Source organism: Actinoallomurus vinaceus (assembly GCF_039542055.1).
Classification (GTDB): domain Bacteria; phylum Actinomycetota; class Actinomycetes; order Streptosporangiales; family Streptosporangiaceae; genus Actinoallomurus; species Actinoallomurus vinaceus.
Genome location: NZ_BAABHK010000031.1, coordinates 24,686 through 50,051 on the forward strand (window position 1 = coordinate 24,686; position 25,366 = coordinate 50,051).

24 protein-coding genes and 1 pseudogene are annotated in these 25,366 nt (G+C 71.5%); 12 read left to right on the forward strand and 13 right to left on the reverse strand.

From position 1 onward, the window contains the following. Window positions 1-160: 160 nt before the first annotated feature. Complete coding sequence (locus ABEA24_RS51440; protein WP_345443799.1) at window positions 161-1,726, reverse strand: DAK2 domain-containing protein; 1,566 nt, start codon at window positions 1,724-1,726, stop codon at window positions 161-163. Window positions 1,727-2,066: 340 nt separating this feature from the next. Here ABEA24_RS51440 and rpmB point away from each other — a divergent pair, with 340 nt between their 5' ends. Continuing rightward, window positions 2,067-2,264: a 50S ribosomal protein L28 gene (gene rpmB, locus ABEA24_RS51445; RefSeq protein WP_252847644.1), complete on the forward strand. Its 198-nt coding sequence runs from the start codon at window positions 2,067-2,069 to the stop codon at window positions 2,262-2,264. A gap of 188 nt (window positions 2,265-2,452) precedes the next feature. Next, window positions 2,453-2,944 (forward strand): metallophosphoesterase family protein, encoded by a 492-nt coding sequence (locus ABEA24_RS51450; RefSeq protein WP_345443801.1) that lies wholly within the window; start codon window positions 2,453-2,455, stop codon window positions 2,942-2,944. 19 nt (window positions 2,945-2,963) lie between these two features. Here the strand turns inward: ABEA24_RS51450 and ABEA24_RS51455 are convergent, their stop codons facing one another. After that, window positions 2,964-3,194, reverse strand: coding sequence for a hypothetical protein (locus ABEA24_RS51455; protein WP_345443803.1), 231 nt, complete (start codon window positions 3,192-3,194; stop codon window positions 2,964-2,966). Between the two features lie 465 nt (window positions 3,195-3,659). On the opposite strand from ABEA24_RS51455, the gene ABEA24_RS51460 reads away from it, so the two are divergent. Then, window positions 3,660-3,899: a hypothetical protein gene (locus tag ABEA24_RS51460; RefSeq protein WP_345443805.1), complete on the forward strand. Its 240-nt coding sequence runs from the start codon at window positions 3,660-3,662 to the stop codon at window positions 3,897-3,899. Between the two features lie 191 nt (window positions 3,900-4,090). Here ABEA24_RS51460 and thiD read toward each other — a convergent pair whose 3' ends face one another. The 3 genes from thiD to ABEA24_RS51475 all read right to left on the reverse strand — a co-directional run bounded on the left by thiD (window position 4,091) and on the right by ABEA24_RS51475 (window position 6,548). Next, window positions 4,091-4,903 carry a bifunctional hydroxymethylpyrimidine kinase/phosphomethylpyrimidine kinase gene (thiD, locus tag ABEA24_RS51465; RefSeq protein ID WP_345443807.1) on the reverse strand — a complete coding sequence of 271 codons (813 nt, stop codon included), beginning with the start codon at window positions 4,901-4,903 and terminating at the stop codon, window positions 4,091-4,093. A 10-nt stretch (window positions 4,904-4,913) separates the two neighbouring features. Then, entirely contained in the window at window positions 4,914-5,435 is a 522-nt protein-coding gene (locus ABEA24_RS51470) for a cellulose binding domain-containing protein (RefSeq protein WP_345443808.1), read from the reverse strand. Between the two features lie 198 nt (window positions 5,436-5,633). Beyond that, window positions 5,634-6,548 carry a thiamine-phosphate kinase gene (locus tag ABEA24_RS51475; protein ID WP_345443975.1) on the reverse strand — a complete coding sequence of 305 codons (915 nt, stop codon included), beginning with the start codon at window positions 6,546-6,548 and terminating at the stop codon, window positions 5,634-5,636. Window positions 6,549-6,609: 61 nt separating this feature from the next. Here ABEA24_RS51475 and ABEA24_RS51480 point away from each other — a divergent pair, with 61 nt between their 5' ends. After that, window positions 6,610-6,843: an Lrp/AsnC family transcriptional regulator gene (locus ABEA24_RS51480; RefSeq protein WP_345443810.1), complete on the forward strand. Its 234-nt coding sequence runs from the start codon at window positions 6,610-6,612 to the stop codon at window positions 6,841-6,843. Window positions 6,844-6,848: 5 nt separating this feature from the next. Then, the gene (locus ABEA24_RS51485; protein WP_345443813.1) at window positions 6,849-7,379 is read left to right on the forward strand and encodes a DUF3515 domain-containing protein; all 531 of its coding nucleotides are present in this window, start codon (window positions 6,849-6,851) and stop codon (window positions 7,377-7,379) included. A 60-nt stretch (window positions 7,380-7,439) separates the two neighbouring features. On the opposite strand, the gene ABEA24_RS51490 is transcribed toward ABEA24_RS51485, so the two are convergent. From ABEA24_RS51490 to ABEA24_RS51520, 7 genes are all read right to left on the reverse strand, one after another. Beyond that, window positions 7,440-8,303 (reverse strand): LysR family transcriptional regulator, encoded by an 864-nt coding sequence (locus ABEA24_RS51490; protein ID WP_345443815.1) that lies wholly within the window; start codon window positions 8,301-8,303, stop codon window positions 7,440-7,442. 281 nt (window positions 8,304-8,584) lie between these two features. Continuing rightward, window positions 8,585-10,936 (reverse strand): glycoside hydrolase family 65 protein, encoded by a 2,352-nt coding sequence (locus tag ABEA24_RS51495; RefSeq protein WP_345443818.1) that lies wholly within the window; start codon window positions 10,934-10,936, stop codon window positions 8,585-8,587. Further along, a complete protein-coding gene (locus ABEA24_RS51500; protein WP_345443820.1) occupies window positions 10,933-11,703 on the reverse strand; it encodes an HAD family hydrolase in 771 nt (256 codons plus the stop codon). Before ABEA24_RS51500 ends, ABEA24_RS51495 begins: the two co-directional genes overlap by 4 nt. Before the next feature lie 158 nt (window positions 11,704-11,861). Further along, window positions 11,862-12,890: an ABC transporter permease gene (locus ABEA24_RS51505; RefSeq protein WP_345443822.1), complete on the reverse strand. Its 1,029-nt coding sequence runs from the start codon at window positions 12,888-12,890 to the stop codon at window positions 11,862-11,864. Beyond that, window positions 12,887-14,404, reverse strand: a complete 1,518-nt coding sequence (locus ABEA24_RS51510; protein ID WP_345443824.1) for a sugar ABC transporter ATP-binding protein — start codon at window positions 14,402-14,404, stop codon at window positions 12,887-12,889. Before ABEA24_RS51510 ends, ABEA24_RS51505 begins: the two co-directional genes overlap by 4 nt. A 54-nt stretch (window positions 14,405-14,458) precedes the next feature. Further along, complete coding sequence (locus ABEA24_RS51515; RefSeq protein ID WP_345443827.1) at window positions 14,459-16,462, reverse strand: NPCBM/NEW2 domain-containing protein; 2,004 nt, start codon at window positions 16,460-16,462, stop codon at window positions 14,459-14,461. Between the two features lie 128 nt (window positions 16,463-16,590). Then, window positions 16,591-17,631: a substrate-binding domain-containing protein gene (locus tag ABEA24_RS51520; protein ID WP_345443830.1), complete on the reverse strand. Its 1,041-nt coding sequence runs from the start codon at window positions 17,629-17,631 to the stop codon at window positions 16,591-16,593. A 205-nt stretch (window positions 17,632-17,836) separates the two neighbouring features. Here ABEA24_RS51520 and ABEA24_RS51525 point away from each other — a divergent pair, with 205 nt between their 5' ends. The 7 genes and pseudogenes from ABEA24_RS51525 to ABEA24_RS51555 all read left to right on the forward strand — a co-directional run bounded on the left by ABEA24_RS51525 (window position 17,837) and on the right by ABEA24_RS51555 (window position 24,748). Next, window positions 17,837-18,640, forward strand: coding sequence for a DeoR/GlpR family DNA-binding transcription regulator (locus ABEA24_RS51525; RefSeq protein ID WP_345443833.1), 804 nt, complete (start codon window positions 17,837-17,839; stop codon window positions 18,638-18,640). A 161-nt stretch (window positions 18,641-18,801) separates the two neighbouring features. Then, a pseudogene (locus ABEA24_RS51530) lies at window positions 18,802-19,738 on the forward strand (galactose-1-phosphate uridylyltransferase). A gap of 187 nt (window positions 19,739-19,925) precedes the next feature. After that, window positions 19,926-21,221, forward strand: a complete 1,296-nt coding sequence (locus ABEA24_RS51535) for an extracellular solute-binding protein (protein ID WP_345443835.1) — start codon at window positions 19,926-19,928, stop codon at window positions 21,219-21,221. 1 nt (window position 21,222) lies between these two features. Next, window positions 21,223-22,164, forward strand: coding sequence for a carbohydrate ABC transporter permease (locus tag ABEA24_RS51540; protein WP_345443838.1), 942 nt, complete (start codon window positions 21,223-21,225; stop codon window positions 22,162-22,164). Further along, window positions 22,161-22,979 carry a carbohydrate ABC transporter permease gene (locus ABEA24_RS51545; RefSeq protein WP_345443841.1) on the forward strand — a complete coding sequence of 273 codons (819 nt, stop codon included), beginning with the start codon at window positions 22,161-22,163 and terminating at the stop codon, window positions 22,977-22,979. Before ABEA24_RS51540 ends, ABEA24_RS51545 begins: the two co-directional genes overlap by 4 nt. Next, window positions 22,960-24,237, forward strand: coding sequence for a glycoside hydrolase family 36 protein (locus tag ABEA24_RS51550; RefSeq protein WP_345443844.1), 1,278 nt, complete (start codon window positions 22,960-22,962; stop codon window positions 24,235-24,237). The genes ABEA24_RS51545 and ABEA24_RS51550 overlap by 20 nt, the downstream gene beginning before the upstream one ends. A gap of 61 nt (window positions 24,238-24,298) precedes the next feature. Beyond that, window positions 24,299-24,748: a DUF6292 family protein gene (locus ABEA24_RS51555; protein ID WP_345443847.1), complete on the forward strand. Its 450-nt coding sequence runs from the start codon at window positions 24,299-24,301 to the stop codon at window positions 24,746-24,748. 28 nt (window positions 24,749-24,776) lie between these two features. Here the strand turns inward: ABEA24_RS51555 and ABEA24_RS51560 are convergent, their stop codons facing one another. After that, a complete protein-coding gene (locus tag ABEA24_RS51560) occupies window positions 24,777-25,148 on the reverse strand; it encodes a ClpX C4-type zinc finger protein (protein ID WP_345443849.1) in 372 nt (123 codons plus the stop codon). Window positions 25,149-25,366 lie beyond the last annotated feature (218 nt).

Below are 25,366 nucleotides of genomic sequence, written 5' to 3' on the forward strand. Positions count from 1 at the left end.
TTACCAGCCCGGCTCCCTCTGTTCTACCGGCTCGGCCGGACAGGACGCAGCGAACCGGTCACGCCGACCGCGCCCGGACGCACCTGGACGGGTCGAATACCGAGGGCCCCACTCCCCCGATGAGGCCAAGGGTCCCGCTCCGTCCGATGAGGCCGAGGGCCTACTCCACGCCGATGAGGAGCAGGTGGCGGTCCTGCCCGCCGCGGTAGACCGTGACCTCGACGTCGGGCCGTACGGCGTGCAGGCGATCGCGGACCCGGTCGGCGAGGTCCTCCGGCGCGCCGTCGCCGACGATCAGCGTCACCAGTTCGCTCCCGGCGGACAGCATCCGGTCGACGACACCCTCGGCGACGGCGGGCGGATCCGCGCCGATGACCGCGACGTCGCCGTCGACCAGGCCGAGGACGTCGCCGGGACGGCACATCCCGACGCTGGTGACCGCCTCCTCCCTGGCGGTCTCCAGCCGCCCGGACCGCGTCGCGCCCGCCGCGTGGGTCATGGCGATCACGTCGTCCTCGAAGCGGCGCAACGGGTCGTGGACCGCGAGCGCCGCCAGGCACTGCACGGACGCCTTCGCCGGGACGACCGCCGCGCGTACGCCGTCCTCCCGGGCCCGTCGCGCGGCCGCCTCGGCCACAGCGAGGACCGTCTCGTCGTCGGGCAGCACGACCACGTCGTCCCCGGCGGCCGCGATCGCCTCGCTCAGCTCGGCGAGAGCGGGGGTGTGACCGGGGACCCGCCGCACGACCCGCGCGCCGTGCTCCTCCAGCAGCCCGGCGAGACCCTCCCCCGCGGTCACCGCGACGACGCCCCGGCCGGCGCGGCGGGCCGGACGGTGCTCCGCGGCGTCCAGGTACGACACCCTGAGGCGGTACGGGCGGCCGGCGCGCAGCCCGGCCTCGATCGCGGCCCCGGCGTCGTCGGTGTGCACGTGGATGTTCCACAGGCCGTCGCCGCCGACCACGACGAGGGAGTCGCCGAGCGCGTCGAGCTCCGCGCGCAGGCCCGCGACCTCGCCCTCGCCGGCGTCGAGGAGGTACATCACCTCGTACGCCCCGCCGTCCGGTCCGCCGGAGGGAGGGGCCTCCGGTGGGTGGTCCTGGCTCCGGCGCGGCACTTCGTACGTCTCGGGGAACTCCCCGCTGACGACGGCCGCCAGGCTTTCGAGGACGACGCACAGGCCGGCCGCGCCGGCGTCGACCACGCCGTTGCGGGCGAGTACGTCCAGGTGGTCGGGGGTGTGCCGCAGGGCGTCCCGGGCACACTCGGCCGCCGCCCACGCGGCGACGGGAGGGTCGGCGTCGTGGGGAGTCGCCTGCGCCGCCTCTCGCAGGACGCTGAGCATCGTGCCCTCGACCGGATGGGCCACGGCCCCGTACGCGAGGTCGGCGGCGTTCCGCAGCGCCGCGTCCAGGCCGCCGCCGACGCCGAGCACGTCGGCCATGCCGCGCAGCATCTGGCTGAGGATCACCCCGGAGTTGCCGCGGGCGCCGAAGAGCGCACCGTGGGCAAGGGTCCGCCAGACGGTCTCGGCGTCCGCGTCCTCGGGCAGCCCGTCGAGGCGTTCCGCCGCGGCCAGCAGGGTCAGGTGGAGGTTGGTCCCGGTGTCGCCATCGGGCACGGGGAACACGTTGAGCGCGTCGATCCCGGCGCGCGTCCGGCCCAGCGCGTCCGCAGCCAGCCGACACCAGCGCCGTACCGCCGCGGCGTCGAGAACCTCGCCCACGCCACCTCCCAGACCGTCAGACTAGACTTACTCGCTCGGTGATCTCCACCACACCGGCGCCTCACCCGCCAGCGGTCCCGCGGTGCATGCCGACGGCGCGCCATCGGCGCGCTCGGCCGACGGCGGTCCACCCGCCGTCTGGCCAACAGTGTGGGCGTTCTTGGCCGGGCGACCGCATCGCCAGCGGCGGTACCGGCGTCGACCCCGCGCGGAGACCGGCTCGATTCGCCTCCTCGGGCGGGTGTCGGCTAGTCTTAACGAGTGGGTCCCCTCGGGGACCCTTTTGACGAGCGCCCGAACTCCGGGCTTCCACCCTTCCAAACACTTTGGAGCGCATCCCATGGCTTCCGTCTGCGAAATCTGCGGCAAGGGGCCGGGGTTCGGCATGCGCGTCTCTCACTCGCACCGCCGCACCCCGCGCCGCTGGAACCCGAACATCCAGCGGGTGCGAGCGGTCGTCGGCCGCACCACCAAGCGGATCAACGTCTGCACGTCGTGCATCAAGGCCGGCAAGGTCACGCGGCCTGCCGCACGCTGACGACACGTCTCCGAGCGCCGCGAGGCGCCCTGGGCTTGTGCTCTCACCGGGCACAATGATCGGCCGGTCCGTTCCACACACGGACCGGCCGATCTTTTTGCCGTACCGGCCTCTTACACATGCCGCCCGCCTGGGGGATGCCTGAGCAGGTCGGCATGCGGTCGGCGGGTCCGGGCATCATGCTCCGCATGAGAGTCGTGGTGCTCGCCGACACGCACGCTCCCCGGCGCTGGCGGGGTTGCCCGCCCGCGGTGGCCGCGCACCTACGGGACGCCGACCTGATCCTGCACGCGGGAGACGTCTGTGTCCCCTCGGTCCTCGACGAGCTCACCGCCTACGCGCCCGTACGCGCCGTGCTCGGGAACAACGACGGCGCGGACGTCGCGGCGTGGGGAGCGCCGGAGACCCTGGAGTTCGACCTGGCGGGCCTCCCGGTGGGGATGCTCCATGACAGCGGTCCGGCCAAGGGCAGGCTCACCCGGATGCACCGCCGGTTCCCGGAGGCACGCCTGGTCGTCTTCGGGCACTCGCACATCCCGCTCGACGAGATCGGCGAGGGACTGCGGATCTTCAACCCGGGCTCCCCGACCGACCGCCGGCGCCAGCCACACGGCACGATCGGCCTGCTCGACATCGACGACGGCCGTCTGCTCGGCGCGAGGATCGTCCCGGTCACCTGAGCCCGCGGAACGTGGGTGCTCACCAGCCCCAGTCGCCGCCGCCGCCCCACGTGTCCCAGCAGTCTCCCCAGCTGTCGCATCCGTCGCCCGCGTGGCCGGCGACGACGTGGCCGGCGACGACGTGGCCGGCGACGACGTGGTGCGGTGTCGCCGTCAGCGGGGGCGTGCGAGCCCCTCCGCAGGCGAGTGCCATGGCTCCGGCCAGGGACAGTCCCGCGATGGCGATGGCCGGCTTCTTCGGTGTGCGCATGATGGACACCTCCTTGCGTCGCAGGTGACTCCGGGCCCCTCCCCGACGACGCTGAGGGCAATTGGCCGTTTTTATCCTTCCGCCTTGAGTCCAACTCGACAATGTCCGCCCATGCGGAATCAACCAATGAAACCGTCGCGATGCACTATTTGACCCCTCAGGGGGCACATCTCGCGACATTCTTTATTTACGATCTTCGCGCGCTTGACGCCCGGCGACGGCGTCGGCGAACCCGCCCGTACAGCGCCGATCCACCTGCTGAGCACCAGCCCCCGACACCCCGTACCAGACCGCCAAAGGGCACCCTGCACTCACGCCAAGCAGAGGTGAAATCTCATCCTTTAGCACCTTATGGGTTGATCTGAGGCGTGATACGAGGTCGGGTGGAGGTGGATAGCACCGCATATCGGCTAATGGCCTGGCGCGTGCAACACCCTGTCCACCAACCTCAAAGAGAGGTGTCCAATGAGAATTCCGAAGCGGATGGCCCTCGCCATCTCAGGTGCAGCCTTCGCCGGAGCCACGGGCCTCGCCATGGGCGCGGCCGCACCGGCCGGCGCGCAGACCGTCACCGCGGCGCCCCAGCAGGTCACCACTGGGCACGTCTCCACCCACCTCGTCAGCGACGGCTGGGGCTGGGGTTGGGACGACGGCGACTGGGGCTGGGACGACGGCGACTGGGGCTGGGACGGCGGCTGGTGCTGACCGGTACCCAGCGAGAGATCGGCTGACCGAACCCGCCGGACGGCGTCACTAGAACGTCGTTCTCCGGCATCGGGGTCCCGCGTGACACGCGCGCGGGACCTCGCGCGTGCCAGGGCAGCACGACCGGCCAGGCGTGGGACCCCGCGCATGTCAGGGCCGCGGACCGGCCGGGGGCGGGACCCCGCGCGTGTTCAGGGTCGCGCGATCGGCTGGGCGCGGTGGTACTCCCACGCGTGATCGACCGGGCCGATGCCGCCTCCCAGGGGGAACCCGTGCTCGATCGCCCCGGTGACGTACTCCTTGGCCCGTCCGACCGCGGCGACGACGTCCTCCCCGCGTGCGAGGTGGGAGGCGATGGCCGACGCGAGCGTGCATCCCGTGCCATGGGTGTGCATGTTGTCGAGCCGGCGTCCGAGGAAGCGGTGCTCCGTCGTGCCGTCGAAGAGCAGGTCGACCGGCTCGCCGGGGAGGTGGCCGCCCTTGATCAGTACCCAGCGCGGGCCGAGCTCCTTCACCGCCTCCGCCGCCCGGCGCAGGCCGCTCTCGTCCTCGACCTTGACGCCGGTGAGCTGCTCGACCTCCCAGAGGTTCGGGGTGACGACGGTGGCGAGCGGGAGCAGTGCCCCGCGCACCGCACCGACGGCCTCCGGGGCCAGCAGCGGGTCGCCGTGCTTGGACACGCCCACCGGGTCCACCACGATCGGGGCGTCGACGTCCGTCAGGGCCTCGGCCACGGTCTCCACGAGCACGGACGAGGCGAGCATGCCGGTCTTGACGGCTTGGGCGCCGATGTCGGACAGGACCGAGTCGAGTTGGGCGCGTACGGCCTGCGGAGGGAGCTCCCAGTAGCCCTGGACGCCGAGGGAGTTCTGGGCGGTGACCGCCGCGATCACGCTCATCCCGTGGACGCCGAGGGCGAGCATCGTCTTCAGGTCGGCCTGGATGCCGGCACCGCCTCCGGAGTCGGAGCCGGCGATCGTCAGGACCCGGGGCGGTGTGGTCATGCCGCCAACTCTACGGTCGGCAGGTCTTCCCGTTGAAGGTGCAGCCGGACGGCGTGGTGGCCGTCCCGGTGGCCGTGAAGCGCACCCTGACCGTCCGACCCGGAGCGATCGAGGGCCGTGTGGCGAGGTTCCGGACGATGAGGACCGTCCCCGTACGGACCGCCCGGCCGCCCGACACGGCGCTGATCCGCGCCTGGGCGTAGCGGAGCACCAGCGTCCAGCCCTTGACGGTCGTGGTGCCGTGGTTGACGATCGTCGCCTCGCCCTGGAACCCGCGCGCCGACGCCGCGGTCGTACGGACGGTGACGACGACGCCGGAACGCGCGGCGCCGCGGCTGACCCGCCCCGACTCCGACTCGTTGCCCGTCGTGTGACCGCCCGGCTGGTCGGGCGGTCCCGAGACCGTTACGATCGGCGACGCGCCCCCGGACGGGGTGCCGCCCGCGAAGTTCAGTGAGATCTGCTGCGTGCTGACGGCGGAGACGATCGCACCGATCGCCAGGACACCGGCGACCGTCGGCAAGAGCGGCATCTTGCCGATCCGCCGGTTCCGGACAGGGCGGTAGTCCCCCGGATCCGCGGGACGGTAGTCCCCCGGATCCGCCCCCGCGCCGTCCTCCGGCTTCCTGGTGTGTCGTCCCATCCCGTCCCTCTCCGGTCTCGGGATGTATACCAAAAGCACACGACCCATGCCTACCAGACCGCCGATGCGATCAGCGACAACTCACCGCTACGACAGACGGAAATGGTCCCAGCCGCCAGGGCCGTATGTCTTCCCGTCGACGACCACCTCGGCGGGTCCCTCGGCCACCCGGCCGATCGTCCGCCACTCGGCGGGCAGCGTCGCCCCCTGCGGAAACGTCGCCGCGAAGGCGTGGTCGTCACCGCCCGTGAGCGCCAGCCGCAGGCCGTCCGGCACGGGCGGGACCGGTACGGCAGCGCCGTCGATCTCGATCCGTACCCCGGAGGCGTCCGCGACGTGCCCGAGGTCCTGGACGAGGCCGTCGCTCACGTCGAGCATCGCGGTCGCCCCGAGCTCCCGGGCCCGCAACGCCGTGGCGTACGGCGGCCGTGGGCGCCGGTGCGCGTCGATCAGGTCGGCCGGCTCCCGCCGTCCCTCGGAGAGCAGCTCCACGCCCGCCGCGGCGTGTCCCAGGCGGCCCGTGACCGCGACGACGTCGCCGGGCCGCGCGCCGGAACGAGTGATCGCCGGACCGTCCAGGGCGCCGAGCGCGGTCACCGCGAGCAGGACCGTCGTGCCGCGGACGATGTCGCCTCCGGCGACCGACGCCCCGACCTGCGCGCACTCGTCGCGCAGTCCGTCGCACAGCGCGTCGACCCACTCCAGCGGGGTGTCCGGAGGAGCGCCGAACCCGAGCAGCAGCGCGGTCGGCCGGGCGCCCATCGCCACCACGTCCGCGAGGTTCTGCGCGGCGGCCTTGCGCCCGATGTCGTACGGCGGCGACCAGTCGCGGCGGAAGTGACGCCCTTCGAGGAGCAGATCGGTCGTCGCGACGACCCGCCCTCCTGGGGCGCGCACGATCGCGGCGTCGTCCCCGGGCCCCAGTTCGACCTCGGGCCCGTGGCCCAGACGTGCGGCGATTCGCGCGATCAACCCGAACTCGCCGAGTTCCCCGATGGTGATGACCCACCTCCGATCAAGACACGATACGGTTGCCGCTGACGGCAGCTTCAGGGAGGACGTGATGGTGCAGGCCTACATCCTCATCCAGACCGAGGTCGGCAAGGCTGCCGACGTGGCCCGGGAGATCTCCGGCATCGCCGGGGTCACCCTCGCCGAGGACGTCACCGGGCCCTACGACGTCATCGTCCGTGCCACGGCCAACAACGTCGACGAGCTCGGCAGGCTCGTCGTCGCGCAGATCCAGTCGGTCGAGGGGATCACCCGGACCCTGACCTGCCCCATCGTCCACATCTGACTCGCGTGCCCTCCCTGCTGCCAGTCTGCACCACCGGACCTTCCCTGGCGGCGGGCGGTCCGCCCGCGCGGCGGGTCCGGTGGGCGCTCCCGGTCGTCGCGGCGCTGTCGGTGTTCGCTGCCGGGTGCGGGGCGGGCGAGGTCGAGGTGCCCGTCCCCCACGCGCCGGCGTCGGCCGTGTCGTTGTGCCGTGCTCTGCGCGACCGGCTGCCGCAGCGCCTGCACGGTCTGAAACGCCGGGAGACCGCGCCGCGATCCGACCTCGTCACCGCCTGGGGGTCGCCGGCGATCGCGGTGCGCTGTGGCGTTCCGCGCCCGGCCGGCCTGCGCAATCTGACGGCCCAGCTCGCCGTGATCAACGGGGTGTCCTGGCTGCCGCAGCCGCCGGACCGCCCGGTGACGTTCACCGCCGTCGGCCGGCACGCGTACGTCGAGGTGACGGTGCCGGGGAAGTACGCCCCGCCGGGCGACGTGCTGAACGAGCTCACCGGCCCGGTCAAGGCGACGATCCCCGCCAACTCCGACGCCACCCTGTAGCCGCGTCAAAGGCCGACCCGCCGCCCCGCCGCGATCACGGGCCGATGCGCCGCGCCGCGGTCACAGGCTGATGTGCCGCGCAGCCGCGACGAGTGCAGGGAGGGCGCCGCCGGCCTCGCGGCGCCACAGCAGCACGACCTCGATCGGCGGCATGGGTTCGAGGATCGGCCGGAACACCACGTCCGGCGGGACCTGCGCCGTCGGCCGGACGCACAGGGTGTAGCCCTCGCCCGCCGCGACGAGCGCGGGGACCAGATCGTGGCTGGACGCGGCCGGTCCGAACCTCGGGTGCAGGCCGCGCCCGGCGAACTGGTCGACGAACCGCGCCGCCTCGGCCGTCCTGGGCAGGATCAGTGGCTCTTCGGCCAGGTCCGTGAGGGAGAGGGCGTCCCGGACGGCGAGCGCGTGGCCGCGTGGCAGCAGCGCCCGTACCGGGGCCCGGTGGACGACCAGGCGGGAGACCCCTTCGGCGGCGGGCGCCGGCCGGTAGCCCAGCCCCGCCTGTATCTCGTCCTGGACGATCTGTGTGACCTGCTCGGCCGTGCGCATCCGGGCCATGCGCACGCGGACGTCGGGTGCGAGGCCGCGCAGGCCGGTGAGGATCGCCCGCACGATGTCGGACAGCCCGTCGGCGACCGCCAGCCGCAGCCCGCCGACGTCTCCCGCCACCGCGTCGGCCACCGCCGTGAGCGCCTGGTCGAAGACGCCGAGTACGGCCTCCGCGTGCGCGGCGAAGACCTCGCCGACGGGGGTGAGCCGCATGCCGCGCGCCGTCCGCTCGAACAGCGGCGCGCCCATCTCCCGCTCCACGATGCCGAGCTGCTGGGAGAGGGTCGGCTGCGCGACGCTCAGCAACTGGGCGGCCCGGCGCACGCTCCCGGTCTGGGCGACGGCGAGGACGTACCGCATCTGACGCACGTCCACGCGTCCCCCCTTCCCGCACCTGTGATGATCATCACACAGATCCCACCCCTCCGCATTCGGGGTCTCCCAGCAGTCCCCACCACCGGCCACCCGGCGGCCCCACCACCGGCCACCCGGCGGCCCCACCACCGGCCGCGCGGCGGCCTCTCTCCCAGCCGCGCCGCGGCCCCTGCCCCAGCCGCGCGGCGGCCCCGCCACCGGCCGCCCGCCGCCTCACGGCCCGCCTTCCCGCCGGCGAATGCCCTATCGCCGCCGGGCGTCCCCCGCCCGTAGCCGGGGGGTCAACGGGCCGTCTTGTCGCGGCGGGCCGGCTCTCGGCCGGGGGGCTGCGCGGGGGTGGGCCGGGACGGCGTCGGGGGGACGTCCATCCGCACGGCGCCGCCGTTCAGGTCGACCGGCCGCCCGTGGTGGTCGATCTGCAGCGGGTCGCCGCTCAGGAGGTCGTACACCACCTCGTCGTGGGTGATGGTGACCCGCAGGCGCCGGCCGCGGAACCTCATCCGGAACGCCAGCCGCGAGATGCCGGGAGGCAGCCGGGGCGCGAAGCTCAGCCGCACCGTGTACTGGCGCATCCCGCCGAACCCGGCGACGAGGGCGTTCCAGGCACCCGCGAGGGAGGCGATGTGCAGCCCGTCGCGCGTGTTGTGCTCCAGGTCCCGCAGGTCCATCAGGGCGGCCTCGCCGAGGTAGTCGTGGGCGAGTTCGAGGTGGCCGGTCTCGGCCGCCATGACCGCCTGGGTGCAGGCCGACAGGGAGGAGTCGCGCACCGTCAGGCCCTCGTAGTACGCGAAGTTGCGGACCTTCTGCTCGTCCGTGAAGGCGTCCCCGCGCAGGTGCAGGGCCAGGACGAGGTCAGCCTGCTTGACGACCTGCTTGCGGTAGATGTCGAAGTACGGGTAGTTGAGCAGCAGCGGATAGTGGTCGGGCGGGGTGTTCTCGAAGTCCCACCGCGCGTGGTGGGTGAAGCCCTCGTTCTGCGGGTGCACCTCGAGCCGCTTGTCCCACGGGATGACGACGGCGGCCGCGGCGTCGCGCCACTCCGCCGTCTCCTCCTCGGCGACGCCCATCCGGCGCGCCTGCTCGGGGTACTGCTCGGCCACGTCCGCGGCGGCCCGGAGGTTCCGCTGGGCCATGAGGTTCGTGTAGATGTTGTTGTCCACGACCGCGCTGTACTCGTCCGGGCCGGTGACGCCGTCGATGCGGAACCTCCCCTTGGTGTCGTGGTGGCCGAGGCTGCGCCACAGCCGCGCGGTCTCCACGAGGAGTTCGAGCCCGACGTCGCGGGCGAAGTCCTCGTCCGCCGTGGCGTGGTAGTAGCGGATGACGGCGTCGGCGATGTCCGCGTTGATGTGGAACGCCGCGGTCCCGGCCGGCCAGTACCCGGAGCACTCCTGGCCGGCGATCGTCCGCCAGGGGAACGCGGCGCCGCGCAGCCCGAGCTGCTCGGCGCGTTCCTTGGCCAGGTCGAGCGTCGAGTGCCGCCAGCGCAGGGCGTCCGCGGCGGCTTCCGGGCGGGTGTAGGTCAGCAGCGGCAGCACGAACGACTCGGTGTCCCAGAACGTGTGGCCGTCGTATCCGGGGCCGGTCAGGCCCTTCGCCGGGATCGAGCGGCGCTCGGCGCGGGCGCCGGCCTGCAGGGTGTGGAACAGCCCGAACCGTACGGCCTGCTGGACCTCGGCGTCGCCGTCCAGTTCGACGTCGGCGCCCGCCCAGAAGTCGTCGAGGAACTCCCGCTGTTCCCGTACGAGCCCGTCCCAGCCGGTCATCTTCGCGGCGGCCAGTGCGGCGATCACCTGGTCGTGGACGGCGGGCCGGGAGCGGCGGCTGGACCAGCCGTAGGCGAGGTACTTGACGAGGCACAGCCGCTCACCGGGCTGCAGGCGGGTGGCCACCGTGTAGCGGCAGACGTCCTCGAAGCCGTCCATGGTCACGGTGTGCTCGGGACCGTCGATCTCGTGGCCCATCGCCGCGGCGACGCGCAGGTCGCTGTGGCGGGTGCGGTGGACCATGACGGCGGTGTCCTTGTCGGCGACCGACTCCTCGCCGACGAGCGGGGACTCCAGCCGTCCGGCCATCCGGGGATCCTTGCCGAGGTCGGGCAGCGACTCGTTGGCGACCAGCTCGGACTGCACGACGACGCGCACCGGCCGGTCGACCGCCTCGACCTCGTAGTGGATCGCCGCGACGCCCCGCTGCACCAGCGAGACCAGCCGGACGGTGCGGACCCGCACCGAGTCCCCGGCGGGGGACGTCCACTCGACGCTCCGCGTGAGGGTGCCCTCCCGGAAGTCCAGCACCCGCTCGTGGGAGCGCAGCGCGCCGTAGCGGACGTCGAACGGCTCGTCCTCGACGAGCAGCCGGATCAGCTTCCCGTTGGTGACGTTGATGACCGTCTGGCCCGACTCGGGGTAGCCGTAGCCGCCCTCGGCGTACGGCAGCGGCCGCAGCTCGTAGACGGAGTTGAGGTAGGTGCCGGGCAGCCCGTGCGGCTCGCCCTCTTCGAGGTTCCCGCGCAGGCCGATGTGCCCGTTGGACAGCGCGAACACCGACTCGCTCTGCGCCAGCATGTCCAGGTCGAGGGTCTGCTCGCGGACGCACCACGGTTCGACCGTGTACGCGGTCTGCCGGATCATGCGCCCTCCCGTCCGTCCCGCGCGGCCGGCGCGCCGTCGCCGCCCAGGAGCTCCTCCAGGTCCTTGACCACGATGTCCGCGCCGTGCGCCGTCAGCTCGGCGGCCTGGCCGATCCGGTCGACGCCGACGACGAACCCGAAGCCGCCCGCCCGGCCCGCCTGCACGCCGGCGAGCGCGTCCTCGAACACCACCGCCCGCGACGCCGGAACCCCGAGCGCCTCGGCCCCGGCCAGGAACATGTCGGGTGCGGGCTTGCCCGCCAGCCCGCGTTCCTGGGCGGTCAGCCCGTCCACGCGCGCGTCGAAGAGACCGGCGATGCCGGCGGCGTCGAGGACCTGCGCGGTGTTGGCGCTGGACGACACGACGGCGGTCGGCAGGCCGGCCTCGCGGGCGGCCTGGACGTAGCGCACCGACCCGGGGTAGACCTCGACGCCGTCCTCGGCGAGCCTGCGCAGGACGAGCTCGTTCTTCCGTTTGCTGAGTCCCTGGATCGTCGGGGCGCCCGGCGGGTCGTCCGGCGAGCCTTCGGGCAGCGTGATGCCGCGCGACTCCAGGAACGACCGGGTCCCGTCCTCTCGGCGCTTCCCGTCGACGTACTCGTCGTACTCCTCGACCGGGTCGAACGGCCGGAACGAGGGTCCCTCGCGTTCCCGGAGGAACGCGTCGAACATCTCCTTCCACGCCGCGGCGTGCACCGTGGCGGTGCGCGTCAGCACCCCGTCCATGTCGAACAGCAGGGCCGTGACCCCGTCCGGCAGTCCGAGCATCGGTCCCCTCCCGAGATCGCCGATGGTCCATGACTACCCCATGGCCCCGGGATAAGCGCGCCGGGGGGCCGGTCAGGCGGCCAGGCCGACCGCGCGCCGCCCGTACGGCGCGCGGTCGAGTGGGCAGACCGACCGCCCGCCCCCCGTACGGCGCGCGGTCAGGTGGGCAGACCGACCGCCCGCTCGCCCGTACGGCGCTGCTGGATGATGACCGCGATCACGAGCAGGGCGCCCTGGGCGACGTTCTGCCAGAAGGTGTTGACGCCGACGACGTTGAGGCCGTTGTTGAGGGCGCCGAGCAGCAGGACGGCAAGCAGCGTGCCCGCGACCCCGCCCTTGCCGCCCTTCAGCGCCGCACCGCCCAGCGCGGCCGCCGTGATCGACTGCAGCTCCAGGCCCTCGCTGCCGCTGGTGGGCTGGCCGGAGCCGGTCCGGGCGGTGAGGATGATGCCCGCGAGCGCGGCGATGATCCCGGCCAGCGCGTACACCGCGATCAGGTACTTATTGATGTTGATCCCGGCGAGCCGCGCGGCGGTGTCGTTGCCGCCGATGGCGTAGATGTTCCGCCCGACGTCGGTGTACTTGAGCATCAGGTGGATCGCCAGCGCGACCACCAGCAGGATGCAGACCTGCACCGGCAGCCCGGCGATCCGGCCGCGCGCGATGAAGATGAACAGGTCGTCGCCGAGGACGAAGCCCTGCGCGCGGCCGCCGGAGATCAGCTGGGCGACGCCCTTGTACGCGGCGAGGGTGGCCAGGGTCGCGATCACCGGGTTGACGCGGCCGTACACGATGACGAGGCCGTTGAGGAGGCCGGCCACGATCCCGACGCCGATCGCGGCCGCGATGCCCAGGAACGGGTCGTGGCCGGTCGACATGAACGCCATCGCCGAGATCACCGAGGCGACGCCGGCCTGGGAGCCGACGGAGATGTCCATCGCGCCGCAGATGATGACGACGGTCTGCACCACCGCCAGGAGCCCGGCGACGGTGGCGGCCTCGCCGATGACCTGGACGTTCGACCAGGTCAGGTAGCCGGAGTTCAGGAACGTGAAGATGGCGACGACGACGATGAGGGCGGCGACCAGGCTGATGTTCTGGGGGCCGATCGCGGTGAGGATCCGGCGCGGCACCCCCTCCTTGGGCTCGGCGTCCACCGGCTCGCGGGACGTGGTCGTCCTGGTCATGCTGATCCCTCCTGCACGGTCGTGGACAGGTCCTCGGCCATGGCGAGTTCGAGGATGGCCTCCTCGGTGGCCTGGGAGCGGTCGAGTTCTCCGGTGACGCGGCCGTTCTGCATCACGACCACGCGGTCGGCGAGCCCGAGCACCTCGGGGAGCTCGGAGGAGATGACGAGGATGGCCACGCCGGCCCGGGCGAGGTCGTCGATGAGGTGGTAGATCTCGGCCTTGGCGCCGACGTCGATGCCGCGCGTGGGCTCGTCGAGGATGAGCACCTTCGGCCTGCGGGCGAGCCAGCGCGCCAGGACGACCTTCTGCTGGTTGCCTCCGGACAGCTTGCGCACCTCGTGCTCGATGTCGGGCGTGCGGACGTTCAGTCGGTCGACGTACTCCCGGGTCAGGCGGCGCTCCTCGGCGCGCCGCACGAACCGGAGCCGGCGCAGCCGGTCCAGGACGACGAGGGAGATGTTGTCGCGCACCGAGCGCTCCATCAGGAGGGCCTGGGCCTTGCGCTCCTCCGGGGCGTAGCCCATGCCGGCCCGTACGGCGTCGCGGGGCCGGCGGAGGCGTACGGGCCGGCCGGCGACGCGCACCTGTCCGGAGCGGATCGGCAGGTCCCCGACGATCGCTCCGGCGAGCTCGGACCGCCCGGCGCCGACGAGCCCGGCCAGGGCCACCACCTCGCCGGCCCGGACGGTGAGGCCGACGTCGCGCACGTCGTCGGTGGTGACCGCGTCGACCTCGAGGACGACCTCGTCGGTGGCGCTGTGCTCGCGGGCGAACATGTCGGAGAGGTCGCGGCCGACCATCATCCGGACGATCTCGGCCTCGTCGGTCCGGTCGACGTCGCGGACGCCGACCAGCCCGCCGTCGCGCAGGACGGCGATGCGGTCGGCGATCCGGAAGATCTCCTGCATCCGGTGGGAGACGTAGACGACCGCGAGGCCCTGCTCCCGCAGCCGCCGGATCAGCGCGAACAGCGCCTCGACCTCGTTCTCCGACAGGGACGACGTCGGCTCGTCGAACGCGATGACCTTCGCGTCGGTGGTGAGGGCGCGGAGGATCTCCACGAGCTGCCGCTGGGCGGGCGTGAGGCGCGAGCCGAGGGTGTCGGGGTCGAGGACGCGCTCGAAGCCGAGCCGCCGGAGGTCCTCCCGGACGCGGGCGCGCAGCCCCGCCCGGTCGAACGCCCGGCCCGCCTTTCGGGGCAGCGCGCCGATGTAGACGTTCTCGGCCACCGAGACGTGCGGCACGATCTCGGGCTCCTGCGGGATCACCCGGATGCCGGCGCGCCGGGCGTCGGCGGGGGCGTGCAGGGCGAGCGGCGCGCCGTCGAGGACGACCTGCCCGCCGTCCGGCCGGTAGTCGCCGTTGATGATCTTGATGAGGGTGGACTTCCCCGCGCCGTTCTCGCCCATGAGGGCGGTCACGGCGCCGCCGGGGAAGTCCAGCGTGACGTCGTCCAGGGCGCGTACCCCGGCGAACCGCTTTCCGATGCCCACGGCGCGCAGTTCCGTCATGCGGCCTCCTCGGCCGGTGGGGCGGGGCGGCCCGGAGGCCGCCCCGCGGGGTGGTCAGGTGCAGGTGATGCGGGCGTCGGCCCAGTCGGCGTGGTCGCTGTCGTTGCCGTTGCCGCCGTCGGTCACGATGAGGCGGACCATGGTCGCCCCGGTGACGTCGGCCGTCAGGTGGGCCGCCGGGTCGGCGGTCGTCAGCAGGCCGCTGTCGGCGACCTTCTTGCCGTCGCCCCAGATCTCGAAGGTCACCGATCCGTTCTGCGACTTCTCGTCGTCCACGCCCACGTCGGAGGCCACGGACGTGCACTTCTTGGCCGCGTAGTACTCGATGGTGCTCAGCGCGTGCGCGCCCAGGCCCTTCTTGTAGACGGCGCCGTTGATGGTGATCGGGTGTCCGTCGCCGGCCGCCGCCTCACCGTTGCTGGTGTCCTTCTCCACCGGCCCCCAGCCGTTCGTCGTGCGCACCCAGGGCAGGTCGCTCAGGTACGTGGTCCCGGACGGCGGGGTGGTCAGCTTCATCGCGGTCACCTGGACGGTGGTCGTCGTCGAGCCCTCCTTGTAGGTCGTGGTCGCGGTCAGGTCGTGGCTGCCGGACGCGTCCTGCGGCGGGGTGACCGTCCAGGACGTGGTGAACGCCTGGTCGGTGCCGAGCTTGCGCGTGCTCGCCGGGGACGCGGCCCGTACGGCCCAGCCGTCCGGGGCGGTCAGGCCGGTACGGACCTTGTGCGCCTTCCGTCCCCCGGCATTGGTCACCGTCGTCGTGACGGTGGTCGGGGTGCCGGGCTGGACGATGGGCAGGGCACCGGGGTAGGCGATCGGCAGGCCGACGCCGACGTCCACCGCCGGCGGGTACTTCTTCCACTTGCGGTCGGCGGCGACCCGGAGGAGGACGGTGCCGTGCGCGGGCACGGTCGCGGCGAGCGTCCCCGCCGTCTCGCGGGTGGTGTGCGCCCACAGGTCACGGACCGTGTAACCGGACGCCGCCGGCAGGCCGGCCGCCTTGGCGGTCGTGCTGATCCGCTGCGGCCCGTCGGACTCGTTGAACAGCGCGACCGCACGGTCGCCGTTCTTCAGCGGCTTGACGAACACGTTCCGGCCGCCCTCGGTGCTGATCGGGGTGCCCTGGACGCCGAGCGGGTCCTGGTCGACCGCGATGACCTCACGGTTGGTGAGGATCTTCATGGTCTCGGCGGACGCCTTGCGCAGGTCGGTGCCGATCAGCAGCGGCGCGGCCATCACCGACCAGAGGCTGAAGTGCGAGCGGTACTCGGTGTCGGTCATGCCGCCGTTGCCGACCTCGAGCATGTCCGGATCGTTCCAGTGCCCGGGCCCGGCGTACGGGGCGAGCGGCATGTTCTGGTGGACGATCGACAGCATCGACGGGTAGTTGTCGAAGATGTCGCCGGTGGTGCGCCAGGAGTTGCCGACGTCCTTGGCCCACGTCCACGGCTTGTTCTCGCCCCACTCGCACATCGAGAACAGGATCGGCCGGCCCGTGGCGGCCAGCGCGTCGCGCATGGCCGTGTAGCGCTTGACCGCGTCGACGCCCTGGTTGTTGCAGTTGTCGTACTTCAGGTAGTCCACGCCCCAGGACGCCCACAGCTTCGCGTCCTGCTGCTCGTGGCCGAGCGAGCCGGGCATCGTCTGCGCGCAGGTGAGGGTGCCGGCGCTGGTGTAGAGGCCGAATTTCAGGCCCTTGGAGTGGACGTAGTCGGCGAGGGTCTTGATGCCGTGGGGGAACCTCGTGTGGTTCGGGACGTAGTCGCCGTTCGCGTCGCGGTTCTGCTCGGCCCAGCAGTCGTCGAGGTTGACGTACTGGTACCCGGCGTCCTTGAGCCCCGAGGACACGAACAGGTCGGCGATGTTCTTGACCATGTCCTCGTTGAAGTCGGCGTCGCAGTGGGTGGCGTTCCAGTTGTTGAACCCCATCTGCGGGGTCCGGGCCAGGCCGTTCTCGAGCGCCGCGGCAGGCGGCGCCGACGCGAACGTGAGCGCCACCGCGGAAGCGGTGCTCACCGCCAGCGCGGCGAGGGCGGAGGTGATGGAATGGACGGTGCGCATGCTCGTCTCCTCTGGGTCGGGGATTGCGCACGAGGGGACGGAGCGGCGTAGCGGCGCCACTCCGTCCCCGGCGATCGGTGGACGGCGGAGGACGTCCACCGATCACGTTCGGGGGGATCCGCAGTGGATCAGGTGCATTTCACGCCGGACTGCCTCCAGTTCGTCGGGTCGACCATCTTGGTGGGGGCGAAGGCCTCCTGCGGCATGGCCTTGCCGCCCCGGAGGTAGTCGACCATCGTCTGGACGGCGAGCCCGCCGACGTCGTAGCCGTTGATGAACAGCGCGGCCTTCATCCCGGTCTGCTTGCCGGAGCCCCAGTCCTTGCAGGCGAGGTACGCGCCGAGGCCGACGCCGTCGATGTCGGCGGCCTTGTACCCGGCGTTCTGGAGGGCGTTGACGGCGCCCGAGACGTTCTCGTCGTTGCAGCCCCAGACGACCCAGTGCTTGACCGAGCGGTTCCCGGACACGGCCGCGGAGGTCTTGGACTGCGCGTCGGGCGGGGTGTTGTCGGTGCCGACCTTGACGACGCGGACCTTGGTCCCGGCCGCCTGCTCGAACGCCGACTGGGCGGCGACCACCCGGTCGGTGCACACCGTCACGTCCTGCTTCCAGGCGGCGATGATCGCCGTGTCGGCGGCCTTCCAGCCCGCCTTCTTGAACTCCTCCCCGGCGCGCTGCCCGACCTGGGTGCCCATCTGGGTTCCGGAGAAGCCGACGCGGGGCACGAGCTGGTCCTTGGGGCACTTCGACGGGTCGGTACCGGTCTTGCAGATCTGGTCGTCGCTGGACAGCAGGGCCACCTTGGCCGCGGCGACCGTCTGCACGATCTGCGGGCCCACGGCCGGGTCCGGCGGAACGATGATCACGCCGGTCGTCTTCTGTGCGATGGCGGCCTGGGTCTCCGAGACCGCCTTGCTGGTGTCGTTGCCGAGGTTGACGACCTTGACGTCCACGTCGCCCAGCTGCTTGGCCTTGGCCTGGGCGCCCTGGGCCTCGTCGATGAAGTACTGCTGGTCCCCCTGCTTCTGCAGGTAGGCGATCGAGATCTTTCCGGAGACCTTCTTGCTCGTGTTGGTGGAGGTGCTCTCCTTGCCTGACGAACAGGCGGTAAGGCCGAGGGCGACGGCGATCGCGATGAGGGCGCCGCCGAGCGTGCGTGTTCGCGCCATGCTCTGCCTTCCTTCCGGTGCTGGTCTGATCCGGCTGCCCCCGAGTTGCTGCTGTGTTACCAAGTGATTGCTTTCGTATCATTCCCAACACGAACCAACAAGACTCGATTCGATAACGTGTTGAGTAGTGTTGACATCTGTCGTTTCGAAGCGGGACGCTCGTGCCCTGGCGCGAACCGGGCCCGACGCGACAAAAGGGGGGACGATGCTCGCCCAGCAGCGGCAACAGGCGATCCTTGAGCTGGTCCAGCGGCGCGGCGGCGTCCGCGTCGCCGACCTCGTCCGGGAGTTCGGCGTCTCCGACATGACGATCCGCCGCGACCTGGAGGTGCTGTCCGAGCGCGGGCTCGTGACGAAGGTCCACGGCGGCGCGACCACGGTCGGCACCGCCTCCACCGAGGAGCCCGGCTTCGCCGCCAAGTCGGTGCGGCAGCGCCAGGAGAAGGAGGCCATCGCCCGGCGCGCCGCCCAGCTCGTACGGCCCGGAACGGCGATCGCCGTGTCCGCCGGCACCACCACGTGGACCCTCGTCCACCACCTGACCGACGTGCCGGACCTCACCGTGGTCACCAACTCGGTGCAGATCGCCGACGTGTTCTACCGCGCCGCGCGCGTGGACCAGACGATCGTCCTGACCGGCGGCATCCGCACCCCCTCGGACGCGCTCGTCGGCCCCGTGGCGGTCAACGCCATCCGCTCCCTCAACGTCGACCTGCTCCTCCTGGGCGTGCACGGCATGAGCACCCGCGCCGGGTTCACCACGCCGAACCTGATGGAGGCCGAGACCGACCGGGCGATGGTCGGGTCGGCGCGCCGCCTGGCGGTCCTCGCCGACCACACCAAGTGGGGCACGGTCGGCCTGAGCACGATCGCCCGGCTGGCCGACGCCGACGTGCTCATCACCGACTCCGGGATCGGCGACGACGCCCGCAAGGGCCTGTCCGAGGCCGTCGGCGAGCTGGTCATCGTCGACGCCGGGCCGACACCTGCCGACGAGGGCTCCAGGTGAGCAGGGAGCACTCCGGGCGAACGGAAAGGCGCCGCATGAGCGGAGAGCGCCGGATGGGCGCGGAGCGCACCGCGTGAACGGGAAGGCGCCGCATGAGCGCCGAGTGCGCCGCATGAGCGGGAAGGTCGCCGGATGAGCCGCATGAGCGGGAAGGGCTCTGGATGAAGCGCACGTCGATCCGGCTCGCGGACGGCCGGGAGCTGATCTACTTCGACCGGCGCGACGACGCGGTCCGGGCGGCCGTCGACACGCGTACGCTGCCGCCCCCGCCGCGCGCGTCGGAGCTGCGCCGCGACCGGCTGCTCGGCGAGTGGGTGACGATCGCCGGGCACCGGCAGGACCGGACGCACCTGCCGCCGAGCGACCAGTGCCCGCTGTGCCCGTCCACCCCGGACCGGCCGTCCGAGATCCCCGCGTCCGACTACGACGTCGTCGTCTTCGAGAACCGCTTCCCCTCGTACGCAGGCCTCCCGCCGCGCGGACCGGACCGCGGAGCTGTCCGCGCTGCCGGGCGTCGAGCAGGTCTTCTGCTTCGAGAACCGCGGAGCCGAGATCGGCGTCACGCTCGCCCACCCGCACGGCCAGATCTACGGCTACCCCTTCGTGACGCCCCGGACGGAGCGGATGCTGGAGCTCGCCCGCGCGCACCGCGAGCGTACGGGCGGCGACCTGTTCGCCGAGGTGCTGGCCGACGAGCGGGCGGCGGAGGTACGGGTCGTGGCGGGCAACGACCTGTGGACGGCGTTCGTCCCCGAGGCCGCCCGCTGGCCGTACGAGGTCCACCTGTTCCCGCACCGGAAGGTTCCGGACCTGCCCGCGCTGACCGCGGCCGAGCGCGACGCCTTCGGCCTGCTGTACGTCGACGTGCTGCGGCGCCTCGACGGCCTGTTCGGGGTGCCGATGCCGTACGTGTCCGCCTGGCACCAGGCCCCCGTGTCCCGCGACCGCGACCTGGCCTACCTGCACCTTCAGCTGTTCAGTTCGAGACGGGCGGCGGGGAAGCTGAAGTACCTCGCCGGCTCGGAGGCGGCCATGGGCGCGTTCGTCAACGACATCCGCCCCGAGGACGCGGCGGAGCGCCTGCGCGCCGCAGGGTGATCGGGCGCGGCCGGATTTAGCAGGGACCTTTCCAATAACCCTTGACAGTGACCCGCACCACAAGTATCAAGTGGTCCTACCAATAGGTGCCAAGTCTTGAGTTCAGCAGGCTCTCTTTGGGCGGAGCGGGTCTAGAGGTCGGACGTCTTGACCCTTTCCGCTGTCCTGGCGGGAGAAGGGTGACGCAGTGAAGAGAATCATCGCGCTGGGGACGGCGGCCGTGCTCGCCGCCGCGGCGATGACCGGATGCTCGGTCAAGGACGACTCCGGCGGTGGCGGGGGCAAGGGCAAGAAACAGATCACGTTCCTGGTGTTCGAGACGCCCAACCAGACCCCGCAGGTCTGGGACGCGGCGATCAAGCGCGTCACCGACAAGTACCCCGACATCTCGGTGAAGAAGCTGGTCTCGCCGACGCAGGACCGCACGGCGTACGCCAAGCAGCTGCTCACCTCCGGGCAGCTCCCCGACGTGATGATCGCCGTCTCGCCGGCCGGGTTCGCCGAGTCCGGCAACCTGTACGCCTGGCAGCCGAACGAGCTGACGGACTTCACCTACCCGAACAACGGCGCGGTGAACGGCAAGATCTACCAGCTCCCGGCCAACAGCCAGACGGTCCCGGTCGTCTACTTCAACAAGAGCCTGTTCGCCAAGGCCGGCATCGCCACCCCGCCGAAGACCTACGGCGAGATGATGTCCGACGCGGAGAAGCTCAAGGCCAAGGGCATCACGCCGTTCGTGGTCGGCGGCGGCAAGGACATCCACGACGCGCTCGGCCCGACGTTCGCCGGCATCCTCGGCACGGACCTGTACGCCAAGAACCCGAACTGGATGCACGACCGGCGCGCCGGCAAGGTGAAGTTCGCCGACCCGGACTACGTGAAGGCCGCCGGCAAGCTCTCCGACCTCGCGTCCAAGGGCTACATCGACAAGCGGATGCTGTCGCAGGACTACGCCGCGACCCAGGCGGCGTTCCTGTCCGGCAAGGGCGCGATGTACGCGATGGGCAACTGGTTCGCCGCGGCGGCCGACGACCCGAAGACCAAGCCCTCCTTCGACATCGGGCAGTTCTTCTGGCCCTCCGACGACGGCAAGCTCGTCGTCCCGACCTTCACCGGCGGCGGCCTGCTGGTGAACGCGCACTCCAAGAACCTGGAGGCGGCCAAGAAGTTCGCGCTCGCGTACCAGCTCGACAAGACCAACCTCGACGCCTCGACCAAGAACGACGGCCTCTTCCCGGCGATCAAGGGGTACACCCCGCCGGCGAACTCCGGGCCCGTCTTCAAGACCGGCTACGACATGTTCAAGCAGGCCGAGTCCCAGAGCGCCGTGGTCCCGGCGTTCGGCTTCGAGGCCGGCGACGACGGCATGCTGCCCGGCGTCGCCGACCAGTGGAGTGCCTCCATGGGCGACCTGGTGACGGGACGCAAGAGCGCGTCCGACGTCGGAAAGTTCCTCGATTCCGAATGGCAGAAGGCCTCCTGACGTGGCGGTCGAAGTGGCGCGTCCGCCCACGCGGACCGGCTCGCCGGCGGTCCCCCGCCGCCGGCGGCCGGTCTGGCCGCGTGTGTGGCACTTCCTGTCCTTCGGCGCGCCGGGCGTGCTGGTGTATGTCTGCTTCGTGCTGGCGCCGATCGCCGTCAGCGTCGGCTACAGCCTGACCAACTACAACCCGTTCGGGCCGAAGACGAGGTTCGTCGGGCTGAGCAACTACAAGGACCTGTTCACGGATTCGGAGTTCCTCACCTCGCTGAAGGTCACGACGATCCTGACCCTCATCGTGGTGATCGTCCCGAACGTCCTGGGCCTGGGCGTGGCCCTGCTGCTCGACCGCCGAGGCTGGCTCTACAACGCGCTGCGCAGCGTGTTCTTCACGCCGGTCGTGCTCAGCTCGGTCGTGGTCAGCATCATCTGGACCCGCCTGCTCGCCGACGACGGCCTGGTCGACCAGGCGCTGCGCGGGGTGGGCATCTCCCATCCGCCGGGCTGGCTGTCCGACCCGTCGTACGCGCTGTACTCCGTCGGCGCGATCCTGTCCTGGCAGATGCTGGGCTTCTGCGTGGTCGTCTACCTGGCCGGGCTGCAGGGCATCCCGCAGGAGTTGCACGAGGCTGCGGAGATCGACGGCGCCGGGCCGGTCGAGCGGTTCCGGAAGATCACCTGGCCGCTGCTGGCCCCGGCTCTGACCATCAACACGATCGTCATGCTGATCACCGGGTTCAAGGCGTTCGACCACATCCAGGTGATCACGAACGGCGGTCCCGGCACCGGCACCACCGCGACGATCGCCTTCAACGTGCTGCAGACCGGCTTCAACGCGAACCGCCAGGGCTACGCCTCCGCGATGGCCATCGTCATGCTGATCATCGTGGCCGTCGCCTCAGCGGTCGCGCTGCGGATCCTGCAGAAGCGGGAGGTAAGCCTGTGAGGCGCTCGATCCGGCCGCTCGTCGCGACCGCCGTCGCGGCGATCTTCTTCGTGCCGCTGTACGTCGTGTGCGTCAACGTCATCAAGCCCGGCCCGAAGATCGCCAAGTCGCCGGCGTCGCTGCCGATCCCGCCGACGCTGCACAACATCACCGCCGTGCTCACCCGCCCCGACCGGCTGTTCTGGGTCAGCCTGACCAACAGCGTCGTCGTCACGGGGCTGTCGATCATCATCCTGACCGTGCTGTCGGCGATGCTCGGGCACTACCTGGCCCGCAGCAAGAGCCGCTGGGGACGATGGCTGACGCTGCTCCTGCTGTGCGGCCTGATGATCCCGCCGCAGGTCATCCTGATCCCGATCACGCAGGTGCTGCGGTTCGCGCACCTGATGACCACGATCCAGGGCCTCGTGCTGTTCAACGTCGGCTACTACGTTCCCTTCGGTGTGTTCGTCTTCACCGGCTTCACCCGCTCGATCCCGGTCGAGTTGGAGGAGGCCGCGGCCATGGACGGCGCCGGGCGGTTCCAGATCTTCTGGCGCATCGTCTTCCCGCTGCTGCGCCCGGCCACCGCCAGCGTGCTGATCTTCCTCGGCGTGTGGATCTGGAACGACTTCATCGACCCCCTGGTCATCCTCGGACCGGGCCAGGGCACCACGATCACCACCGGCATCTACCGGGCCATCGGGCAGTACCAGGCCGACTTCGGCACGGTCTTCGCCCTGATGTTCCTGGCGACGCTGCCGGTGCTCATCTTCTACCTCGCACTGCAGAAGCACTTCGTGAAGGGCCTCACCGGTGGCGCGACCAAAGGTTGATCCAGAAAAGGGCCGGGTGTACGAGCACGGCTGGCAGAGCTGGAGTCCCACGACGACGTATCCCGTCACCGGGACGAGCCACCGCCCGGTGGAGCCGGTGATGCAGACGATGTGCTGGCGCCCGGACCGCCCCGGACCGGAGCGGGGCTTCCAGGGCGAGGGCCTGCTCGCCGTCGACCCGGGCGACGGCGGCCCGGTCCGCGTGTACGCCGCGCCCGACGGCCGTACGGAGGTGCCGTCGATCCGGGCGACGTACGCCGACGGAACCCTGGTGGTCGAGGCGGACGGCGAGATCGAGGAGACGGTCCACGAGGGATCGATCGAGTCGGCACTCGCCGCGTGGGCGGACGGCTTCGCGGCCCGTACGGGGGCGGGCGCGCCCCGCCGGGCGCCCACGGCCTGGTGCTCCTGGTACCACTACTTCGGCGCGGTCACCGAGGACGACGTCCTGGAGAACCTCGACGCCGCCGGGAAACACGACCTGCCCATCGACGTCATCCAGATCGACGACGGCTGGCAGGCCGAGATCGGCGACTGGCTCGCCTACTCCGGCCGGTTCACCTCCCTGAACCGCCTCGCCGACCGCATCCGCCAGGCCGGACGGCAGCCCGGCATCTGGATCGCCCCGTTCCTCGTCGGCGCCCGCAGCCGCCTCTCCCGCGTCCGCCCCGACTGGCTGACCGGCGACGCCGGCCACAACTGGGACCAGGACCTGCGGGGACTCGACATCGCACGCGCCGAGGACCACCTACGGGAGATCTTCGGGACGCTCCGCTCGTGCGGCTTCGACTACTTCAAGCTGGACTTCCTGTACGCGGGCGCACTGGGCGGCCTCGACGCCTACCGGCACGGCCTGTCGGTGATCCGCGAGGCGGTCGGCCCCGAGTCGTACGTGCTGGGCTGCGGGGCGCCGATCCTGCCGAGCGTCGGCCTGGTCGACGCGATGCGCGTCTCCCCCGACGTCGACCCCGCGTACGAGCCGGCGGGAGGGGACATGTCCCGCCCGTCCCAGCGCGCCGCCACGACCACCACGGTCGGCCGCGCGTGGCAGCACGGCCGGTTCTGGGTCAACGACCCGGACTGCCTGATCGCCCGCCCGGCCGTGGAACGCCGCGAGGAGTGGGCCCGGACCGTCGAACGGTACGGCGGCCTGCGCGCCTCCTCCGACCGGATCGCCGACCTCGACGACTGGGGCCTGTCCACCACCCGCCGCCTTCTCTCGGAGGTCCCCGACCCGGCCACCCCTTTCGTCCGCTGACCGGCGCCCGTACCGCAGGAAATCCGTTGTCGCTGATCGGCGTCACTGTGATCATGAGCTCATGGCCGGACAGGGACGCACCGATCATCGCGGCTACGGCGAGGCGGTCATCCGCGAACTCCAGGCGCTCGCCATCGAGGTCGAAGGAGACCTGGCCATCCCGCAGAGCGAGTCCAAGCGCGCCATGCGGATCGGCCTTGATTCCTCGCAGTTCTGGGGCGGGCGCTTTGAGAACACCGTCTACGTCGACCTCGAGTGGGACGAAGAGCAGGGCTGGGCCGTGCTCGACACGCATGAGCCCGGCGCGGTGCGGGGCCTTGCCTACTGCCACTACGGCCTGGGCGTGGGGCTCGTCGCCGAGCCGGCGGAGGTCGCGCGGACCGTCGAGGCGCTACGCGCGGATGAGAACTTCGTCGACGGCTCGATCTACAAGCGCCGAAGAGCCGACCGCCACGACCCGGAGTTCGAAGCGGCGCTGGCCGCCCATCTTCCGCCCGCAAACAGCGGTTGAAATCGCCCCGGGCTCGTCGACACCCGATTCACTCCTCGCCGGAGAAGCGCTCCCATGCGGACTGCCGGCTCATTCCCAGCGCCTCCCCGATGCGCGCCCAGGTCACGCCCATCGCACGTGCCTTGAGCACCCACCCGGCGAGGTTGCGTTCGACCTGCGCTCCGGCGGCCGCGACCCGCGGCAGGTTCGCCAGCACCTCCTCGGCGTCGGCCACCTGGTCCCAGGGAGCCAGTTGCGATCCGCCTGAGGCGGGTTTTCCCTCGATCAGCATGGAGCAGAGGGCCACACACTCATCGCAGATGAACACTCCGGGGCCGGCCACAAGCGTCCCGACCTCGGTGCTGGGCTTCAGACAGAACGAGCATGCTGCGATCACGGACCCCTCCGTAACAGTCGACATCCATCTCTCCCTCCCTGTCAGGCGTTTCCTGACGGCGTCAGGCGACACCTTACGCCGTCAGGAAGCACCTGACAAGGGACATCGATCGGCTCCTCATGCCCGCCGAGAACAGCCGGCACCGCGCGTCTCGCGGCCGCGCACTTTCATCCGCTGACCGGTGACTGCCTGTCGTCCCTCGGTGCTAACCTCCGCAATCCCGTTAGCGATCATGAGCGGAG

Excerpts from the sequence above, each read along its gene's own strand:
- ABEA24_RS51450 (WP_345443801.1), top strand. The coding sequence starts at position 2,453 with ATGAGAGTCGTGGTGCTCGCCGACACGCACGCTCCCCGGCGCTGGCGG.
- ABEA24_RS51555 (WP_345443847.1), top strand. The coding sequence starts at position 24,299 with ATGGCCGGACAGGGACGCACCGATCATCGCGGCTACGGCGAGGCGGTC.
- ABEA24_RS51515 (WP_345443827.1), bottom strand. The coding sequence starts at position 16,462 with ATGCGCACCGTCCATTCCATCACCTCCGCCCTCGCCGCGCTGGCGGTG.
- ABEA24_RS51455 (WP_345443803.1), bottom strand. The coding sequence starts at position 3,194 with ATGCGCACACCGAAGAAGCCGGCCATCGCCATCGCGGGACTGTCCCTG.
- ABEA24_RS51520 (WP_345443830.1), bottom strand. The coding sequence starts at position 17,631 with ATGGCGCGAACACGCACGCTCGGCGGCGCCCTCATCGCGATCGCCGTC.
- ABEA24_RS51460 (WP_345443805.1), top strand. The coding sequence starts at position 3,660 with ATGAGAATTCCGAAGCGGATGGCCCTCGCCATCTCAGGTGCAGCCTTC.
- ABEA24_RS51560 (WP_345443849.1), bottom strand. The coding sequence starts at position 25,148 with ATGTCGACTGTTACGGAGGGGTCCGTGATCGCAGCATGCTCGTTCTGT.
- ABEA24_RS51470 (WP_345443808.1), bottom strand. The coding sequence starts at position 5,435 with ATGCCGCTCTTGCCGACGGTCGCCGGTGTCCTGGCGATCGGTGCGATC.
- ABEA24_RS51480 (WP_345443810.1), top strand. The coding sequence starts at position 6,610 with ATGGTGCAGGCCTACATCCTCATCCAGACCGAGGTCGGCAAGGCTGCC.
- thiD (WP_345443807.1), bottom strand. The coding sequence starts at position 4,903 with ATGACCACACCGCCCCGGGTCCTGACGATCGCCGGCTCCGACTCCGGA.
- ABEA24_RS51525 (WP_345443833.1), top strand. The coding sequence starts at position 17,837 with ATGCTCGCCCAGCAGCGGCAACAGGCGATCCTTGAGCTGGTCCAGCGG.
- rpmB (WP_252847644.1), top strand. The coding sequence starts at position 2,067 with ATGGCTTCCGTCTGCGAAATCTGCGGCAAGGGGCCGGGGTTCGGCATG.
- ABEA24_RS51510 (WP_345443824.1), bottom strand. The coding sequence starts at position 14,404 with ATGACGGAACTGCGCGCCGTGGGCATCGGAAAGCGGTTCGCCGGGGTA.
- ABEA24_RS51500 (WP_345443820.1), bottom strand. The coding sequence starts at position 11,703 with ATGCTCGGACTGCCGGACGGGGTCACGGCCCTGCTGTTCGACATGGAC.
- ABEA24_RS51505 (WP_345443822.1), bottom strand. The coding sequence starts at position 12,890 with ATGACCAGGACGACCACGTCCCGCGAGCCGGTGGACGCCGAGCCCAAG.
- ABEA24_RS51495 (WP_345443818.1), bottom strand. The coding sequence starts at position 10,936 with ATGATCCGGCAGACCGCGTACACGGTCGAACCGTGGTGCGTCCGCGAG.